The sequence below is a fragment of the Tateyamaria sp. genome, assembly GCF_039945315.1.
Classification (GTDB): Bacteria; Pseudomonadota; Alphaproteobacteria; order Rhodobacterales; family Rhodobacteraceae; genus Tateyamaria.
Genome location: NZ_JBDUXB010000065.1, coordinates 29261 through 47611, shown reverse-complemented (window position 1 = coordinate 47611; position 18351 = coordinate 29261). Strand labels below are relative to the sequence as shown.

General features: G+C 58.3%; 21 protein-coding genes. 5 read left to right on the top strand and 16 right to left on the bottom strand.

Annotation, left to right across the window (positions count from 1 at the left end; translation table 11 throughout):
• Positions 1-103 precede the first annotated feature (103 nt).
• Complete coding sequence (locus ABJD00_RS22615; RefSeq protein WP_413829053.1) at positions 104-1492, bottom strand: 1-acyl-sn-glycerol-3-phosphate acyltransferase; 1389 nt, start codon at positions 1490-1492, stop codon at positions 104-106.
• Positions 1493-1568: 76 nt separating this feature from the next.
• Here ABJD00_RS22615 and ABJD00_RS22610 point away from each other — a divergent pair, with 76 nt between their 5' ends.
• The 4 genes from ABJD00_RS22610 to deoD all read left to right on the top strand — a co-directional run bounded on the left by ABJD00_RS22610 (position 1569) and on the right by deoD (position 5309).
• Positions 1569-1964, top strand: a complete 396-nt coding sequence (locus tag ABJD00_RS22610; protein ID WP_413829051.1) for a hypothetical protein — start codon at positions 1569-1571, stop codon at positions 1962-1964.
• 71 nt (positions 1965-2035) lie between these two features.
• Complete coding sequence (locus ABJD00_RS22605) at positions 2036-3997, top strand: methylmalonyl-CoA mutase family protein (RefSeq protein WP_413829049.1); 1962 nt, start codon at positions 2036-2038, stop codon at positions 3995-3997.
• 195 nt (positions 3998-4192) lie between these two features.
• A complete protein-coding gene (locus tag ABJD00_RS22600; protein WP_413829047.1) occupies positions 4193-4516 on the top strand; it encodes an H-NS family nucleoid-associated regulatory protein in 324 nt (107 codons plus the stop codon).
• Between the two features lie 88 nt (positions 4517-4604).
• The gene (gene deoD, locus ABJD00_RS22595) at positions 4605-5309 is read left to right on the top strand and encodes a purine-nucleoside phosphorylase (protein ID WP_413829046.1); all 705 of its coding nucleotides are present in this window, start codon (positions 4605-4607) and stop codon (positions 5307-5309) included.
• Between the two features lie 255 nt (positions 5310-5564).
• Here the strand turns inward: deoD and ABJD00_RS22590 are convergent, their stop codons facing one another.
• The 15 genes from ABJD00_RS22590 to ABJD00_RS22520 all read right to left on the bottom strand — a co-directional run bounded on the left by ABJD00_RS22590 (position 5565) and on the right by ABJD00_RS22520 (position 17608).
• The gene (locus ABJD00_RS22590; RefSeq protein WP_413829045.1) at positions 5565-6407 is read right to left on the bottom strand and encodes an urea carboxylase-associated family protein; all 843 of its coding nucleotides are present in this window, start codon (positions 6405-6407) and stop codon (positions 5565-5567) included.
• Between the two features lie 118 nt (positions 6408-6525).
• Positions 6526-7239 carry an aquaporin Z gene (aqpZ, locus tag ABJD00_RS22585; protein ID WP_413829043.1) on the bottom strand — a complete coding sequence of 238 codons (714 nt, stop codon included), beginning with the start codon at positions 7237-7239 and terminating at the stop codon, positions 6526-6528.
• 129 nt (positions 7240-7368) lie between these two features.
• Complete coding sequence (locus tag ABJD00_RS22580; protein WP_108836241.1) at positions 7369-8148, bottom strand: succinate dehydrogenase iron-sulfur subunit; 780 nt, start codon at positions 8146-8148, stop codon at positions 7369-7371.
• An 85-nt stretch (positions 8149-8233) separates the two neighbouring features.
• Positions 8234-8803 carry a hypothetical protein gene (locus tag ABJD00_RS22575; RefSeq protein WP_413829041.1) on the bottom strand — a complete coding sequence of 190 codons (570 nt, stop codon included), beginning with the start codon at positions 8801-8803 and terminating at the stop codon, positions 8234-8236.
• Positions 8804-8880: 77 nt separating this feature from the next.
• Entirely contained in the window at positions 8881-9213 is a 333-nt protein-coding gene (locus ABJD00_RS22570) for a hypothetical protein (protein WP_413829039.1), read from the bottom strand.
• The gene (locus tag ABJD00_RS22565) at positions 9210-10043 is read right to left on the bottom strand and encodes a hypothetical protein (protein ID WP_413829037.1); all 834 of its coding nucleotides are present in this window, start codon (positions 10041-10043) and stop codon (positions 9210-9212) included. Before ABJD00_RS22565 ends, ABJD00_RS22570 begins: the two co-directional genes overlap by 4 nt.
• Positions 10044-10049: 6 nt before the next feature.
• Positions 10050-11855: a succinate dehydrogenase flavoprotein subunit gene (gene sdhA, locus ABJD00_RS22560; protein WP_413829035.1), complete on the bottom strand. Its 1806-nt coding sequence runs from the start codon at positions 11853-11855 to the stop codon at positions 10050-10052.
• Positions 11856-11960: 105 nt separating this feature from the next.
• Positions 11961-12332 carry a succinate dehydrogenase, hydrophobic membrane anchor protein gene (sdhD, locus tag ABJD00_RS22555; protein WP_413829033.1) on the bottom strand — a complete coding sequence of 124 codons (372 nt, stop codon included), beginning with the start codon at positions 12330-12332 and terminating at the stop codon, positions 11961-11963.
• Between the two features lie 12 nt (positions 12333-12344).
• Entirely contained in the window at positions 12345-12728 is a 384-nt protein-coding gene (sdhC, locus tag ABJD00_RS22550; RefSeq protein ID WP_108836235.1) for a succinate dehydrogenase, cytochrome b556 subunit, read from the bottom strand.
• A gap of 149 nt (positions 12729-12877) precedes the next feature.
• On the bottom strand, positions 12878-13558 hold the full coding sequence (locus ABJD00_RS22545; RefSeq protein ID WP_413829031.1) for a DUF1194 domain-containing protein: 681 nt from the start codon (positions 13556-13558) through the stop codon (positions 12878-12880).
• Positions 13559-13615: 57 nt separating this feature from the next.
• Entirely contained in the window at positions 13616-14851 is a 1236-nt protein-coding gene (locus tag ABJD00_RS22540) for a Zn-dependent hydrolase (RefSeq protein ID WP_413829029.1), read from the bottom strand.
• 102 nt (positions 14852-14953) lie between these two features.
• On the bottom strand, positions 14954-15985 hold the full coding sequence (locus ABJD00_RS22535) for a MaoC family dehydratase (RefSeq protein WP_413829027.1): 1032 nt from the start codon (positions 15983-15985) through the stop codon (positions 14954-14956).
• Positions 15986-15987: 2 nt separating this feature from the next.
• The gene (locus ABJD00_RS22530; RefSeq protein ID WP_413829025.1) at positions 15988-16191 is read right to left on the bottom strand and encodes a DUF1737 domain-containing protein; all 204 of its coding nucleotides are present in this window, start codon (positions 16189-16191) and stop codon (positions 15988-15990) included.
• A gap of 4 nt (positions 16192-16195) precedes the next feature.
• Entirely contained in the window at positions 16196-16750 is a 555-nt protein-coding gene (locus tag ABJD00_RS22525) for an NnrU family protein (RefSeq protein WP_413829023.1), read from the bottom strand.
• Between the two features lie 3 nt (positions 16751-16753).
• A complete protein-coding gene (locus ABJD00_RS22520; RefSeq protein ID WP_413829021.1) occupies positions 16754-17608 on the bottom strand; it encodes an HpcH/HpaI aldolase/citrate lyase family protein in 855 nt (284 codons plus the stop codon).
• Between the two features lie 345 nt (positions 17609-17953).
• On the opposite strand from ABJD00_RS22520, the gene ABJD00_RS22515 reads away from it, so the two are divergent.
• A complete protein-coding gene (locus tag ABJD00_RS22515; RefSeq protein ID WP_413829019.1) occupies positions 17954-18286 on the top strand; it encodes a hypothetical protein in 333 nt (110 codons plus the stop codon).
• Positions 18287-18351 lie beyond the last annotated feature (65 nt).

The window sequence follows — 18351 nt, the reverse complement described above, 5'->3', positions numbered from 1 at the left end:
TCCGGTCAAAAAATACGTGCCGCAGTGCAGAATCGCGGCGTCTAGTGGCTGAATATGGCCCTTTACGCAACAATGCAACAACTGGAATGCATTTTTTGTAATTTTATAACTTTGCGCGCGCAGCATCCGTTGGGGGTGGGCAATCTGGATAAAGCTCGGCAATCGAGTTGGCATAGAACTGCAAAAATGGGCGCTCCGCCTCGACGAGGCTCCAGCCTGCGTCGCTCTCGGCGATCATTCCACGCAATGCCATGTCCGTCAGGGCGCGCGTGACGTCTGCCTGCAGACTGCCATCCTGAGGATCAGCGACATAACCTGCGCGCTGCGGAACAGCAGCCAGCACGCGTTCTTGCAATGTCTTTTCATCCAACGGCCCGTCTGCGGCCAGCATTATCCGCGAGATCAGCGGTACAGGCAGCACAGGCGTCACATCATTGATCCGGTTTCGTAGTGTTGTTGCTAGCGTTTCGATCCCTTGTTCGGGAGCCAGTTGAGCAAGAGAAACGGGTTCGCCAAACGCGACGGAGGCCGCGCCAAACTTGCGATAGCGCCCAGTCACCCACTGCCACAACATCCGCAGGATCGCGCCCATCCCTTCAATGATTCCGGCCCTGAACCGTCGGTCACCGCGTTGATCAGCCGCAATCAAAACCCGATCTTCGAGCACGCGGTCATAGTTGATTGCGACAGGAACAAATACGACATCTCTCGCTTCCGGATCAAACCCCTCCACCACATAAGACAAAAGGCCCATCTTGAGCGGCATCAGACGGCCATTCACGCTTAACCCGCCTTCGGGAAAAATCGCCTGGGTCACCCCACCAGCTGTCGCCATCTGGACATATCGAGCCAAAACCTTGCGATAAAGCTGCCCGCGCGACCGGCGGCGGATGAAATAGGCTCCCATCGACTTGATCAACCGGCTCAGCGGCCAGACCCGCGCCCACTCCCCGACTGCATAGCTGAGCGCGGAGGATTTGGCAGCCAGATAGGTCACCAACACATAGTCCATGTTGCTGCGATGGTTCATCACGAACACCACCGTTGCATCGGGGCTGACGCTGTCCAGACGGGAAGTGTTGCCGGGTGCCGTTCGCACATCGTAAAGCGCCGTGGCCAGCCAACGTGCCACACGTGTGCCAAAGCTGAAATAAGTAAAGGCAGAAAAGCTGGGCACAATCTCACGCGCGTAGCGGCGAGCTTTTTCAAAGGCGACGTTCTCGGGCACCTCGTTGTCATGTGCATGCTGGACGATTGCCTCGGTCACTTCGGGGTCGTAGATGATACGCTGGATCATGTCGTAGCGACGCGCCAGCTTGAACGGTTCAATGGGCCGCGTTAGCCTTTCGTTCAGCCGTTTGACTGCGCGCTCGAGGCGGCGGCGAAAAAACCAGCGGACAGATGGAAACAGGAAATGCGAGGCGAACGTCACCATGGCAAACAGCACCATCAGCACAAACAGCCACAGCGGAAGTTCAATTGTTGTCGTCATTGCGCGGGACACTCGCAAACGCGCGGGCCGGGGTAAATGAGAAACTTGGCACAAACGTCCATGACGGACCTAACAGATGTATGAAGGTGACTCGTTCTATACCTTGACGGTTTGGGGACAAGTGGGGCTGGTCATAGTGTCGATCGCCTTTGCTCTTGCCGCATTGACGATCACACGCATCATGACGGTGTTGCGTCCATTACTTTTGCGACCACCAATTTGGTTCGTGTTGTTCATCTGCTTTGTCTGGGCCTCGCCCCAAGGGTATTATGCCTACTATCGTCTCGTCATCGATGGTTTGCCGGCTCAATCCGTAATCGACGCCCCCCCGCGCCCTGAGGTCCTGGTCGCATTGTTGACCTTTCGTGGTCCGGCAACTCTCTCTGCACACAGTGTTGGTTTGCTAGGTTGGGCTATGCTGGTTGTCGCCCTCTTGCCGCGGCGCAAAAAATGCCGCGACGCAGCGAATTGACAACGCCAGAATATTTCTCTTAAACCGCATCAAGCGCAACTTTGTTGCTCACCCGATTCAAGGAGGTCACCGTGACCCAAAAAGATCGCCCCTGGCTCATCCGCACTTATGCAGGCCATTCGACCGCTGCTGCATCAAACGCGCTTTACCGGGCGAATCTTGCCAAAGGGCAAACGGGCCTCTCCGTCGCTTTCGATCTGCCCACGCAAACAGGCTACGACAGCGATCACGTACTCGCGCGCGGCGAAGTCGGCAAAGTTGGCGTCCCCGTGTCTCACCTTGGTGACATGCGCACGCTGTTCTCAGACATCCCTTTGGAACAGATGAACACCTCGATGACGATCAACGCCACAGCCCCGTGGCTGTTGGCGCTTTACATCGCTGTCGCCGAAGAACAGGGCGCAGATGTGTCTGCTCTGCAGGGCACGGTTCAGAACGACCTGATCAAGGAATACCTTAGCCGGGGCACTTATATCTGCCCGCCTGCGCCGAGCCTCAAGATGATCGCGGACGTGGCGGAGTATTGCTATAGCAATGTGCCCAAGTGGAACCCGATGAACGTGTGTTCCTACCACTTGCAAGAGGCCGGCGCTACACCGGAACAAGAGCTGGCCTTTGCACTTGCCACCGCAACCGCAGTGCTCGACGCGTTGAAGCCCCGTATCGCACCTGAGGACTTTCCAGCTGTTGTGGGCCGCATTTCATTCTTTGTGAATGCTGGCATCCGGTTCGTAACCGAGATGTGCAAAATGCGCGCTTTTGTGGATTTGTGGGACGAGATTTGCGAGACGCGCTACGGCGTATCCGATCCGAAATACCGCCGTTTCCGGTATGGGGTGCAGGTCAATTCACTGGGCCTGACCGAACAGCAGCCCGAAAACAACGTTTATCGTATTCTCATTGAAATGCTCGCTGTGACGTTGTCGAAAAAAGCGCGCGCGCGAGCTGTGCAACTGCCAGCATGGAACGAAGCGCTTGGCCTGCCCCGCCCATGGGATCAGCAATGGTCGATGCGCATGCAGCAGATTATGGCGTTTGAGACCGATCTTTTGGAATTTGATGATTTGTTTGATGGCAATCCGGCGGTGGATTCAAAGGTCGAAGCCCTCAAAGAAGGCGCCCGACAGGAATTGGCGCAACTGGATTCCATGGGTGGGGCGATTGCGGCCATCGATTACATGAAGGCACAATTGGTCGGTTCAAATGCGGAACGATTGGGTCGGATTGAGCGCGGAGAAACTGTTGTTGTCGGCGTAAATAAGTATCAGGCCGGAGAGCCATCTCCGCTGATGACCGGCGACGGTGGGATCATGGTCGTGGACCCCGCGGTTGAGCAGGAACAGATTGACCGGCTTGAGGCATGGCGGCAGGAACGCGACAGCGTTGCCGTCGCGCAAGCCCTTGCTGATTTGCACCAAGCGGCAGCGAACGGCGAGAACGTCATGCCCGCCTCGATCGCTTGCGCGCGTGTTGGTGTGACCACCGGCGAATGGGCCGCACAGATGCGCGCCGTACATGGTGAGTATCGTGGCCCAACGGGCGTGTCAGCATCGCAGTCTAACAAGACAGAAGGACTCGATGAGTTGCGCGCGGATGTTGATTTGGTCAGCGATCGGCTAGGTCGAAGACTGAAATTTCTCGTTGGGAAACCTGGACTTGACGGACACTCGAACGGCGCAGAACAAATCGCCGTTCGGGCGCGCGATTGCGGTATGGACATCGCGTATGAAGGAATCCGCCTGACCCCAGAAGAAATCGTGACAGCCGCCCGCACTGACGAGGCGCATGTGGTCGGTTTGTCCATCCTGTCAGGCAGTCACATCCCACTGGTCGAGGATTTGATGCAGCGCATGCGGGCCGAAGGGCTGGGTCACGTGCCAGTTATCGTCGGCGGCATTATTCCGGATGATGATGCTGCGCGACTGCGCGCTTTGGGCGTGGCGCGCGTCTATACGCCGAAGGATTTTGAGCTGAATACGATTATGGCTGATATCGTGACTTTAGCGGATCCGCGTTCGGTGGCCGCTGAATAGAGAATTCGAAACTCGGCAAGTTTCGGCGCTGTGACTTTTGGAGAAAATCGGGCCAGCTTTTCCACTGGTGGTCGAAGAAGTCGCGACAAACGAGCAATTGATCGCCGGTGACACAAATTGGATCACCCGACTCATTGAAATTCCTAAAGAAATCGAAAATATGCACCGATCCTGGGAAAAATTCGGAGTTAAAGAATGGCCGTGAAACTCGAAAAAATGAGCCGAAGCGAATTGGAAAAACTGCGCAATGACGTCGACAAAGCTATTGTCGATTTGCGCAAGAAAGAGAAACAGGACGCACTTGCTGCCGCCCAGAAAGCGGCCGCCGAGTTCGGGTTTTCCCTTGAAGAATTGACAGGCAAACGCTCCGGAAAAGGTGCGGGCAAAGGCACAAAGGCCGAGGCTAAATACCTTAACCCAGAAAACCCCACCCAGACCTGGACTGGCAAAGGGCGCCAGCCCAATTGGTTCAAAGCTGCTGTGTCTGGCGGCAAGAGCGCTGACGATCTGCTGATCTGAACAGTTGTCCGGCGATGCGAGGTCCCCCTCGTATCGCCCGTGCGTTTTGCGCTAGTCTTGGGCGAGTCATCTTTGGATTGGAAAACCCATGACAGTGCATATCGGCGCAAAGCCCGAACAGATCGCCCCAACCGTTTTGATGCCAGGCGATCCCTACCGTGCCCGCTGGGCTGCAGAGACGTTTCTGGACGGCGCTGAATTGGTCAACGAAGTCCGCGGCATGCTGGGCTTTACCGGGACGTGGAAAGGCAATCGCGTTACCATCCAGGGCTCGGGCATGGGCATGCCGTCCCTGTCGATTTACGCTAATGAGTTGATCACCACCTACAATGCGCAGACCCTGATCCGGATCGGGTCGTGTGGGGGCATGCAATCCCATGTTGGCATCCGCGATGTGATTATCGCAATGACCGCCAGCACGATCACGTCCCCCTCCTCCAGCATTTTTCGCGAACTGAATTACGCTCCTTGCGCTGACTACGGACTGTTGAACGCGGCCGTGAAGGCTGCCGAAATCAAAGGCTCCACAACCCATGTCGGCGGGATCTATTCCTCTGATGTGTTTTATGCTGAGCGTCCCGATCTCGACGAGCAGATGGTGCGCCACGGCATTCTCGGGGTCGAGATGGAGGCTGCGGAACTCTACACCCTCGCCGCACGTCATGGCCGTCGTGCCTTGGCTGTGCTGACGGTCAGCGACCATCTACAGACCGGAGAGGCGTTGCCGAGCGAGGATCGTGAAAAGAGCTTTGGCGACATGTTGGAAATTGCGTTGGAAGCAGCGTTCTCCTGATTGAGGCTCCCGTTTAAGCGTTCATGATCAGCCGGTTATTCCCCATTTGAGCTTGTCACAACCCGTGCACCGGGCGTGCACAACCTGTGCACTGATTGTGCACAGGTGCCGCACCGCCCGTTCAGGTATCGTTTACTTTCAGCCGCTGCACGCTGTCAGGATGAGGGCGGAACCTAAAGACTCTGTTAATGCTGCGGATCCGCGTGGAACCGGCGCCTGGAGTTTTTTGTACAGTGAAAATGACCCTTTGTGGCCCTACCGCCCATGAGTGCCGTCATAGCCATTTGGCAATGGACTGGACCAGCCATCGAGCGCACCCGGAACTGTGGCAAAGACTTCGATCTTGAGCGGGTGGCACGGGGCGACGTCTGACGTATGCTCTGATCCGCAATCGCCACCGGGGCAAGCGCTGAGCGCTCCCAGCAGATCGATTTCGGCGAAAAAGTCGATATGATCGCCGGGGCGTACCGGGCTTGCCTTCATGAAATACTGGCCTGTGTCGCGCGTAAACCCCGTGCACATAAAGACATTCATGACGTCATGCACATGTGGTTCTGCTTCGGCCAGTGTCATTCCTGTGTGATCTGCCAGTGCGCGAGTCAGGTTTGAGTGGCAACAGTGGTGGTAGTGCCCGCCTTGCAGTAGGTTGCCGGTGTAGGGGTCACAACGCGTGCCGATTACGTCGTGCACTGAGCCGCCGTATTGATCGATCCCGTACCAGCCAAGTGTATCGTGAATGATCGTGGCCATAGGGCGAAGGGCCGGAAAGGTCGACCACATCCGCTCGCCTGTTGTGATATGGGTGCCATGCAGCGCGCGGGTTTTACCGGAATAGAACCGCTCGGAAAGATCTTTTGCGTTCCAAAGGTTCAAATCGCCCACCTGAGGTCCCTCGACCGAGGAGATGCGAAAGATGTGACCCGCCGGCACTTCAAAGCAGGCGGCCTCGCGTGGCTGCGCGATGACCTCATCCACTTTGGTCATGGTATCGCGCGCCTTACTGTAGAGCGCCATGTCCGGCGCAGGCAGCGTGTTGGGCGGATAGCAGATCACGGGCGCAATTGCGCGGCGGGCGTCGGCGTCTGTCGGTTGGGTCATGAACTCTCTTTCGCTACCTGGCGCTGATCATAAGGAAGCGGACGGCGAATGCCATTGATGTCCTAACGAAAAAGGCCGCCCATGACGGGCGTCCTTTTCCAGTCAGTTGTTCTACAGATCAGGCGTCGTCGGGCTCGAGCAAGCCTGATTTGAACAGAATACCCGCGGCAACGCCGCCAATGATGGGCGCGACAATGAACAACCACAGCTGCGCGATCGCAGTGCCGCCGACAAACAGGGCAGGCCCAATGGAGCGTGCCGGGTTTACCGAAACACCTGTGACGCTGATGCCAACGAGGTGGATCACAACAAGCGCGAGACCAATTGCGAGGCCAGCCATTGCGGCAGGTGCGTTGGAGCCTGTGGCCCCAAGGATCACGACCACAAAGAGAAAGGTTGCTACCACCTCAAAGATGAACGCAGCCGCCATGGAGTATTCGTTGAAGACCCCGGGGCCCCATCCGTTTTGCCCCAGTCCATTGGTTGCAACCGAGTAATCTGCCTGCCCGCTTGCGATGATCATAAGCACCAAAGCACCGGCAATACCGCCTGCGACCTGCGCGATGATGTAGGGGATCGCGTCGCCTACGCTCATCCGACCAGAGGCCACAACGCCCAGTGTGACAGCAGGATTGATATGACAGCCCGAGACCGGACCGATGCCGTACGCCATGCCGATCAGCGCAAGGCCAAAGGCAAAGCTGATGCCCGCAAACCCGATTGCGTCCCCCGCGATGACGGCTGCTCCGCAGCCAAGCAAGACAAGTGTGAATGTGCCGATAAACTCGGCTAGTGGTTTTTTCATTGTATTTTCCTTCCGCAATTGTCGCATCCGCAACTTCGCAAGAAGATGCATAGCCTTCAATAAGGCGTCATGGGGAAAAAAAATTGCGCAAGTCTCAAAAGAAAAACGCCCCGCGCGGTAGCGCAGGGCGTTTTTGGGATTGGTATTTGGCTGTGATCAGACTGTGCGTTCGACCATCATTTTCTTGATATTTGCAATGGCCTCGGCTGGGTTGAGGCCCTTCGGGCACGTCTTGGCGCAGTTCATGATCGTGTGGCAGCGATAGAGTTTGAACGGGTCTTCAAGGTCATCCAGACGCTCGCCCGTTGCTTCATCCCGACTGTCGATGATCCAGCGATATGCGTGCAACAGTGCGGCTGGCCCAAGGTAGCGGTCGCCGTTCCACCAGTAGCTGGGGCACGAAGTCGAGCAGGACGCGCACATCACGCATTCATACAAGCCATCCAGCTTTTTGCGGTCTTCAATGGACTGCCGCCACTCTTTGGCCGGGCGGTTTGTCTTGGTCTCGAGCCAAGGCATGATCGAGGCGTGCTGGGCGTAAAAGTGGGTCAGATCCGGAATCAGATCCTTGACCACTGGCATGTGCGGCAGGGGGTAGATTTTGACGTCGCCCTTGATCTCGTCCATGCCATAGATGCAAGCCAACGTGTTGATCCCGTCGATGTTCATCGCGCAGGACCCACAAATGCCTTCACGGCAGGAACGGCGGAAGGTGAGTGTCGGGTCAATCTCGTTCTTGATCTTGATCAGTGCGTCCAAAATCATCGGCCCGCATGTGTCCATGTCGACAAAGTAATTGTCCACTTGCGGGTTTTTGCCGTCATCCGGGTTCCAGCGGTAGATGCTGAATTTGCGCACGTTTGTCGCGCCTTCGGGCTTAGGCCAGGTTTTCCCCGTCTGCATGCGGGAATTTTTCGGAAGCGTCAGCTGAACCATTGATTGATCCTTTCGATAGACGAGATCGGTGCACTAGAATTGTTGTATGCAGCAGTATCCAACAGGGGATACGGAGTGCAATTGGTCAAGGTGCCACACACAGCCGAGTGCCACCGCTCATCACACCGTTCCGGCGGCTACATCCCGTGTAAAACGCTGCGTTCGGGTCCACCGGAGGAGCGGCCGCGTTCACGCACTTGGCGTATTCCTGGTTGGAATATTTGACCCCCTGGCTCAGACCAATCAAACCGCCAATGGTCGCTGCTGTATAGGGTTCACCAATCGCCGCGATAATGCCTGCAGTCAGAACAGTCCCGACAACGACTTGCCCGTTGCGCGTTTGTCTACACTTTTGTGCTGCGTCCACCCCTCCGGTTTCCGCCAAAGCTCCGGAAGAAGTCTCGCCCAGTCTGGCACCATATTGGACCGCGTAAGCATCCTTGAGGCAGTCGTTGATACGTGCCGCCCCATCGACCGTTCCGTCCGGGCTTGGCAGAACGTGCGGCAGGCCCGGCGCATCCGACAGGTAATAGTTGCCCGGAGCGCGTGTTTGCTCAGCGCATTTTTGTGCCGCAGATCGAGGAACATCTGCCACAGCAAACGTGGTTGAAAGTGTCAGCGCGGCCAATACGGCCAAAAGTGTTTTCAAACGCATGAGGGAAAGGTGTCCTTTAATCAGTGGTCTTGGGCAGCGCCCTGATCAGAATCGTCCCATTCATAATGTCGTTCCTTTTACGCTGTGCCAAGGACATTTGCCCCTGCCTGCACGACACAAGTCTGGGTTTCGGGCCGTTCCAGCACCGTGCGCACAAGAGTCGCCGTTTCTTCGGTCACCCCAATCACCGCATCACGAGCGAACGCACCGATTTCGTTTGCCGAGGCGTTGTCGATCACACAGTCGGTAAATGGCGTGATCAGTTCCTTGGGCACGGCAGGGAAGCGGGTCACGACGGCTTCGGACACCGCCAGTTTGGCGCTGCGCCGAGCTGCGTCATCGACGGCACGCGTCGCCTCTTCGCATGCGGTGAGTGTGATCAGGGCGGTCAGGGTCAATACGCGCATCATGATGGCAAGGTTACCTCTGCTCTTGCAGTGTCGAGCAGGCCAGAAAGCCGTTCTGCGTCCCGAGGGAAAACATCGGCAAGACGCCGCATGAATGTAAGATCGCGCGCGGCCGTCCATAGAACAACCTGGTATTCGAGGTCGCCCGCCATTTGCGCGGCCCTTTCCCCGGTATCCAGGTCCGCGACCTCCGCCTTTTTGCCCTGAAAGGACGACCCGCCCCCGTAACGCTGCACTGCCCCAAGGTCGAGGTCGCGCCCCGGCAGATCCAGCCGATCAAGAGCGGCGCGCCGGTAGTCTTCGTCACTCATCCAGTCGTCATAGCAGATGGAGACGACATCGGCTTCCAGCACCCGACCCAACATTTCGTCATATGTCCGCATGGCCTGCATCATTACCCGCATGCGTTCCAACGGGCCGTAGCCCGCATTGCCCTGGATCTTGCGCAGCAGCGATGCCGCCCAGTGCAAAAAGGCGCGATATATGATGACGTTGGTTTCCGGTGCATCAAAGAGTGGGGGACTAACAGGCGAAGGCATGCGATCTTCATAGCTGACCAAGGCGAATGGAGCCTCGCCGGCCGCGCGGACCTTGTCTTTGACCCTGTCATACGGCGCCACGACGCCGCCCTCATACAAAGAGACGCCACTGGCCGTCTTGATCGGATCGCGGTTTGGTTTGCAATTGTTCAGGAACAGCCCCGCCCCGTCAGGCGCGTTGCGCATCATCCAGTCGATGATCGCGTGGTTGCCGGACCGCCGCATCCCGTAGACGCGCAAAACACGGCCGGGGGCCAGTGTGTGCGGGTCCGGGGTGGTCTGGCCTTGGGTCATAAAGGCTTAGTAGACCCGGGCCTTTGGCGCGATTTTCTTCAGATCGATGCCGCCGTCATTGTGGCTGGTGAGCGGGTTAAGGTGCACCCCACGGAAGCCAAGCGACGCCTCGTTGCCCTTGAACCAGACAAGCGAGTGCTTGCGCCAGTTCTCGTCATCGCGGTCTGGATAGTCTTCGTGCGCGTGCGCACCCCGGCTTTCCTTGCGCGCCGCTGCCGCCGTGATCGTTGCCACGGCGTTTGGCATGAGGTTCGTCAGTTCCAGCGTCTCCATCAAGTCCGAGTTCCAGACCAGCGAGGTGTCGGTGACCTTGAGGTCAGCCTGTTTACCCGCCACGTCCTTCATCTTTTCCTCGCCCGCGGCAAGTGTCTCGTCCGTGCGGAAGACAGCAGCGTCGTCCTGCATGGTTTTCTGCATCTCAAGGCGCAGTTCCGCTGTGGGCACATGGCCTTTGGCATAGCGCAAACCATCAAAGCGCGAGAACGCAGCCTCGACCGAGCGCTGGTTTGGTGTTGGGACAGGCGCGTCTGCATCCACAACTTCTTTGGCGCGGATCGCGGCCGCGCGGCCAAACACCACAAGGTCGATCAGCGAGTTCGAACCCAGACGGTTCGCGCCGTGAACGGACGCACAGCCCGCCTCACCAACAGCCATCAGACCGGGCGAAATGTTGTCAGGCTTATCCTTGGTTGGTGCCAACACTTCGCCCCAGTAGTTCGTCGGAATGCCGCCCATGTTGTAGTGCACAGTGGGCAAAACCGGGATCGGTTCTTTGGTGAGGTCTACCCCTGCGAAGATGCGGGCGGATTCGGAGATCCCCGGCAGGCGTAGGTCCAGCGTTTCTTTGGGCAGGTGGTTGAGGTGCAGGTGGATGTGATCTCCCTGATCTCCCACACCACGCCCTTCGCGGATTTCCATGGTCATGCATCGGCTGACAACGTCGCGGCTGGCCAGATCTTTGTAGGTCGGCGCATAGCGCTCCATGAATCGTTCGCCTTCGGAGTTGGTGAGGTAACCACCCTCGCCCCGCGCGCCTTCGGTGATCAGGCAGCCCGCGCCGTAAATGCCGGTGGGGTGGAACTGCACGAATTCCATGTCTTGCAGAGGCAGGCCCGCGCGCGCCGTCATGCCGCCGCCGTCACCGGTGCAGGTGTGGGCAGAGGTGGCAGAGAAATATGCACGGCCATAACCACCTGTCGCAAGCACGACCATCTTGGCGGCGAACAGGTGCATGGTGCCGTCGTCCAGCTTCCAGCAGAGCACACCCTGACACACCCCGTCTTCGGACATGATCAGGTCGATTGCAAAGTATTCGATGTAGAATTCCGCGTTATTCTTCAGGCTTTGCCCATAGAGCGTGTGCAGGATCGCGTGGCCAGTCCGGTCAGCGGCAGCACAGGTGCGCTGTACCGGGGGGCCTTCCCCAAATTCAGTGGTGTGGCCGCCAAAGGGACGCTGGTAGATCTTGCCCTCTTCGGTTCGCGAGAATGGCACGCCATAATGTTCAAGTTCATAAACCGCCTTGGGGGCTTCGCGCGCCAGATACTCCATCGCGTCCGTGTCGCCGAGCCAGTCAGATCCTTTGACCGTGTCGTACATGTGCCACTGCCAGTTGTCTGGGCCCATGTTGGACAGCGACGCAGCGATCCCGCCCTGGGCCGCAACAGTGTGCGAGCGGGTCGGGAACACTTTGGTCACGCAGGCGGTGCGCAGTCCCTGTTCGGCCATGCCCAGCGTTGCGCGCAGTCCGGCACCACCGGCACCCACGACCACGACGTCATATTCATGCGTCTCGTAATCATATGCAGCCATTTGTCAGGCCTCCTGTTTCATGCTTGGCGCCGGGCGCCCTTGTCATCTGTGCGCGGGGATCCGCGCCGTTGTTTAAATTCATCGCGCGAAACGCGCGTTGGCAGCTCAAAGTGCGATGCGCGCGATTGCGAACAGTCCGGCAGCAATGATCGTGTAGGAAAATGCCGTCGTAGCGATCAGAGTGAGTTTTCCTGCGGTGCCATGCACGTAGTCTTCGATTGCGGCATGTGCCTCGCGCATCAGGTGCACAACGATCACGATGAGCGCCAGGCCCATCAGAATGGCCGGAATTGGGCGGCTGAAATAGGCGACCACTTCTTCGTGGCTGCCACCAAGCGCGCCCCCGAAAAGCATAACAAGAATCGGCACAAGCGGAAGCAAAAGGATCGAGCTGACCATCATCTGCCAGTGGTGATGCGTACCCTCGCGACCGGACCCCAGCCCTGACGCACGTTTGCGATCTGTTAAATAGCGCATATCAAACCCTCCTCAGGTGACGACCAGAACAAAGATTGTAAGAAGGGTTGCGAGGATAAACATCCCCTTGGCCATGTCCTCAGACACTTCAACGCGGACCAAGTATCCAAAGTCCCACAGCACGTGACGCAGCCGTCCAAGCATGTGGTAAAAGATGCCCCATGTCGCCGCCGTCAGGATCAGGGTTCCAAGCACACTGCGCAAAAAGCCATCGACCACTGCAAAGGCTGCCTCGGATGAAGCCGCAGCCAGCAGCCAGGCCACAACCAGCACAGACGCGAGCAGACAACCGATGCCCGTAATCCGCACCATGATTGAAGAAATAGACGTCCACTGTGGACGGTAGATCTGAAGATGCGGCGAGAGCGGGCGATTGCCCCGGTTGACGTCGGCCATAATGCGTCCTTTTGTTCCCTGCCCTATTGATACTCTATTCTACGCCGGTGTCACCTACCCCGCGCGGGTCCATGGCGCGGTTAATTGGCGCACAATTGCGGTTTTCTCTAATTCGTGATCACAGGGCAAAAGGCTGTGATCACGAAAACTCACTGTTGCGCGATGTCCGTCATCTGCCGCGTCGTTTCGCGCTGCAATTTGCGTTTGATTTGTTCCGGGTAGTCCGCGAATCCGTTTGCTGTCACGACGAAGGCCCCGGGGCCAGTGATCAAATTTTCAAAGAAGTAGGCGGTCAGATTTGCATCGTCGGTTTCAATAGCGATCGCGTTCACGGTGACTTCATCGGCGCTCAGCAGAGCGCGCTGGCTCGCAGGTTCGGTCCCTTCGTTCGATTCCCCGTCACCCGAAACGTCGATCACGCGGCGCGTGCAATGCGCCACGGGCGCAAGCGCTGCTCGCGACACTTCCAGTGCTTCGCCAATGGCTGTTGAGAAGTTGCGCCAGATTCGCGGGTCGGCCTCGATCTGATCGGCGAGGGCCAGCACATCCGCATAGGTACGCATCGCGGTCCATGGGATTGTCTGGCGCTGGCGCGAGGACCCTGTCCACTGGATCAGCGCGATCTGCGCCTGCTGATCCACGAGCGCGTCAGCGACGATCCCATCGCGTAAGGCGGCGGCCAGACCATCCATCTGAATGCGGTATTCCTGTTTGTCCACCGACCCCGACACATCCACTGCCAATAGCAGCGCAAGGTCGCAGGCGCGCGACTGCGTCGTCGCGGCGAATGTCACTAAAATTGCCAAAGCGGGGGCGCACAACCAGTTCATAGGGCGACCCTAGCAGAGCGGCCCTGACACGCATCTGAAATGTTGGTGTTCGATCCGTCAGTACGCCAGGTCGTAGAGCGCAGCGGCCAGCACTTTAATCCCGGCCACGCAATCGCTGAGCTCTGAAAATTCTTCGGGCGTATGACTGCGCCCCTCAAAGCTGCGCACAAACAGCATGGCAACAGGGCAAATCTGTGCCATTTGCTGCGCGTCGTGGCCCGCGCCGCTGGCCATATGCATCACTGGGACCTCCATTTTTGCTGCCGCCCTGTCGAGCGCCGCCAGAAGTGCCGGATCGCTTTGGCAAGCCGGGTGATCCAGCAAAATGGTGCTGTCAAATGTCAGCCCGCGCTGCGCAGCCACCTCTTGGATCATTTCCAGATGGGCGTCGTACATTGCATGCGCGGCCTTTGGGTCGGGATGGCGTGCATCGATGGAAAAGGTGACCGAGCGTGGAATGATGGCGCGCCCACCGGGTTTGGGCACGCAATGCCCTATGGTAGTGACAGCCGGACGGCCCAGAGCCTCTGCGTGGCCGATCACGCCGCTTGCGATTTCAGCAAAGCCCGCCATCGGATCGGTGCGAATGTCCATCGGAAAAGCACCAGCGTGGTTCGAGGTGCCATAAAGCGTGACTTCGGTTTGCCGGATGTGGGTGATGGCATCCACGATAGCCACGGGCAGGTTCGCGTCCTCAAGGATAGGTCCCTGTTCGATGTGTAATTCAATGAACGCCGCGATATCTTCGCGCACCGTCTCGCCGATGCGTGTGGGATCAAATCCGGCCTCGGTCATGGCCGCGCCGACGCTTACTCCGTTGGCGTCACACATTGCTTCGCAATCCTCGGGCGCTGCTTGACCGACCAGTGCCCGGGACCCCCAGAACCCTGCGGTGGGGAACCGGCTGCCTTCCTCTTCGCATAGCGACACCACCTCTAGCGTACGACGAGGCGGGCCGAATTGTTCATACAGCGCACTGACCGCGACCATACCTGCGATGATCCCAAGTGCGCCATCGTACCGCCCGCCGGGACACTGGCTGTCGATGTGGGACCCCGTCACGATCGAGGGGCCAGCTTCGCGCCCTTGGGCCACAGCCCAAAGGTTTCCGCCAGTGTCGTAGTTCACGTTTAGGCCCGCGTCCCTCCCGCACTGGGCCACCAAAGAGTTGGCAGTCACCCAGTCCGGTGAAAACGCGGTGCGCCATACGCCAGTATCGGAATGCCGCCCGATCTCGCCCAGTTGCAGGATCATATCCTCGACTCGTTGCGCGTCGATTTCGGGATGTGTCATGTGCGGCCTCCGTTCATGCGGTTGCCGCTGAGATGATACCGATTGGCAGGCGCGCGCAATCGCTTCTGCGCAATCAGTGCTGAGGTCGGGCGCGAAACGTGCTCAGGTCGGCATTAGCGCCCAATAATCAAGATCGAGAAGGACATCGGGCAAGTATTTGCCGTCCTCTCCGCGCAGGGCAAACGGTGCACCGCCCTTGGTCGCAACCAGCCGCAACCGGATTGCGCCCACGCCGGGGGCTGAGGTTTCGGCGGTGTCCAACACCTCGCTCCAGGCCCGGATGGTGTCGCCAGCCAGGCAAGGGTTTGCGTGCGCGCCAGCATTTAGCCCAACCATCATCTGCGCGTTCGCCAGACCGTTGAAAGACAAGGCGCGCGCCATGGAGATCACATGCCCGCCATAGATCAGACGCGTACCATCAGGCCGTGCTGACGTGTCAAAATGCACTTTGGCGGTGTTTTGCCAGAGGCGAGTGGCCATCATATGCTCGGCCTCTTCGACCGTGACACCGTCGACATGATCAATCTGTTCGCCGACCTTGTATTCACTCAAGCGATGCGGCTGTCCTGACAATGCAGTGTCGTAACCATCAAAAGTCAGACCCGAAGGCACAACAAGCGTTTCTGGCGCGACCACTTTGGCAAGGTCAGGCACAACCGTTTCTGGGGCCGGCGCGTCGATGTCGCGTTTGCGCACCATGACCCAGCGCACATAGTCCAGAACGGGAACCCCATGCTGATTGCGCCCAGTTGTCCGGACCCAGACAACCCCGGTTTTACCGTTTGAATTCTGCTTGACCCCAATAACTTCTGAGGCCGAAGTCAGCGTGTCGCCGGGCCAGACCGGTGCCAGCCAGCGCCCTTCGGCGTAACCAAGATTGGCCACGGCGTTCAGCGACACATCCGGGACGGTTTTGCCGAACACGGTGTGAAAGGCGATCATGTCGTCCAGAGGCGATGCCTTCAGACCGCAGTTTTGGGCGAAGGTGTCAGACGAATAGAGCGCGTGCCGCGCCGGATAGAGTGCATGATAGAGCGCACGTTCGCCCGCCCCCACGGTCCGGGGTACCGCGTGGGTCAGCACATCGCCGACGCTGTAATCTTCGAAAAAGCGGCCCTGATTGGTCTTGCCCATAGTTACTGCGCCCCGAGCTTTACGTCGGGAGTGTATGTTCCCTCGACCTCTTTGGTCACAGCCTGTCCGCAGCGCATCACTCCGGCTGCGTGATCCCATGTCTGGGTTGGGCTGCCATGCAGCGCCCAGCCCTTGTTCAGCGCTTCGGTCACCTTGTGGCAAAAGGCCGATGTGTCCTCTTCGGACAGAAAGCGATATAATTTCATGTGCTTAACTCGGAAACGGCCAGACACCCAGCCAGTTGTGGATCATCCCGATCACGCCCAGCAGGATCACCGACCCGGCGAGGAACATACCGTCCTTGGCGTAGGTGCCACTGGGCCCGGGCTGCCAATCAGGTTCTTCAGAATTGATGATACGCGCTGTCAGAATGGCCCAGATCAAGAGGCCGCCAAACAAGAGGATCGAAGCCAGATCGCCATTCACCAGCAAATGAGAGATCGCCCAGATCGAAAAGCCCGTAAGCATGGGGTGGCGCATGCCCGAGATCAGCTTGCCGCGCTTGGGGGCGGGGCTGAGCATGTAGATGGCGATGATCATCAGCGTGTTGTTGATGTGGACCATGAAACTGGGGGGGAACCAGACCGGGATAAAGTCGGCACCGCGATAGCCGATGACCATCAGCACAATTCCGATCCCGATACCTGCTGCAACAAGGCCCTTGCCCGGATCACCCAGTGACGCGCGTCGTTCTGGCGCGACACGTTTGAACAGGTGCGCGGCCCACCACAGACCCACACCCAAAACCAGAATGATCCAGTACATCGCTTATCCTTCCATCATCGCGGCTATCGCGTCTGCTTTGGCCAGCGTTTCACGTGCGGTTACGATGTGCAGATTTTCGACGATACGTCCATCGACGACGGCGACTCCTTGCCCAGAGGCCTCTGCCGCATCGAACGCCTCGATCTGGCGACGGGCGAGATCGATGTCTGCCTCGGAGGGGGAAAAGGCCGCATTTGCTATATCGATTTGGGCCGGATGGATCAGTGTTTTGCCGTCAAAGCCCATGTCGCGGCCCTGCTGACATTCCGCGTCCAGCCCTGCCTCATCCTTGAATGCATTATAGACGCCGTCGATGATTGCGAGGCCGTGCGCCTTTGCTGCCAGCAGGCACAGCCCAAGTCCCGATTGCAGCCCGAGACGATCGGCACGGGGGCGGGATTGCAGTTCTTTGGCCAGGTCATTGGTGCCCATGACCATACCTTGCAAATGCGGATGGGTGGCGATTTGGCCCGCGTTGAGCATCCCAAGTGCGGTTTCCATCATCGCCCAAAGCGGTGTGTCACCTGTGATCGCTGCAAGCGCGTCGAGATCGGTCGGGGCCGACACTTTGGGCATCAGGATCGCGTCGGTGTCCATGTTCAGCGCTGCTTTGGCGTCATCCGCGCCCCAAGCAGTATCAAGGCCGTTAATGCGGACGATTTTCATGCGCGCATCGTAGCCGCCGGTGTCCAGTGCGGATGCAAGTGTTTCCCGCGCAGCTTCTTTTTCCTCAATGGAAACAGCGTCTTCCAGGTCAAAAATTATCGCATCCACAGGCAACCCCCGGGCCTTGTCCAGCGCGCGCGGCTTAGATCCGGGGATATAGAGAACAGAACGTAGCGGGCGTGCGATGGCCATGGAAGCCTCCGGGTGAGTCATAATGTTGCGCGGACAGGTGCATTTTATTTCCGGATAGTTCAAGGGCCTGTTGGCGCAAATGCGCGAAATTCCGAAACGAGGCGGTCACAATTCAAATTGAGCACATCAGCGTGCGGGCCGTTAACCATTATTTCAGAGCCTGAGCGCACCTTGTTTCGTATTCCGACTTCTCCGGGAGGGCCGTTTCAGCTGGGCCGCTGAACACTTTTGCGGAAAGAGAGAGCGCGGAATTGGAAATGAACCGGGGCCGCCCGGTCATCGCCGGACGATCCGGGTGGGCCAGATGACCAGAGGTGACGCCTTCCATTGCGAAAGGCTGAACAAATGAAACGGAACAACACTCCGATAACGCTGGGCGCGCTTGTCATGGCTGCCACGTTGAATCTGGTGACGACCGGAATGGCCGCCGCCCAGCAAAGCCGTAATTGCGGACCGCGTGAGCTGGTAGTGAACCGACTGGCCGAAGGGTTTGGCGAGACCCGTCAATCCATGGGGTTGGGCGCAAACAATGCGGTAATTGAGGTCTTTGCCTCAGAAGAAGCCGGCACATGGACGATCACCGTGACGTCGCCAAATGGTGTGACCTGTCTGGTTGCCAGCGGTCAGGCCTTTGAGGAACTGGCCGAGGCCCTGCCTGCCAAGGGCAACGACGCCTGAACAAGCGAAACGGTCTGCGAGAACTGCAAGGCGCGCCAGTTGGTGCGCCTTTTTTGCGTTGCGAA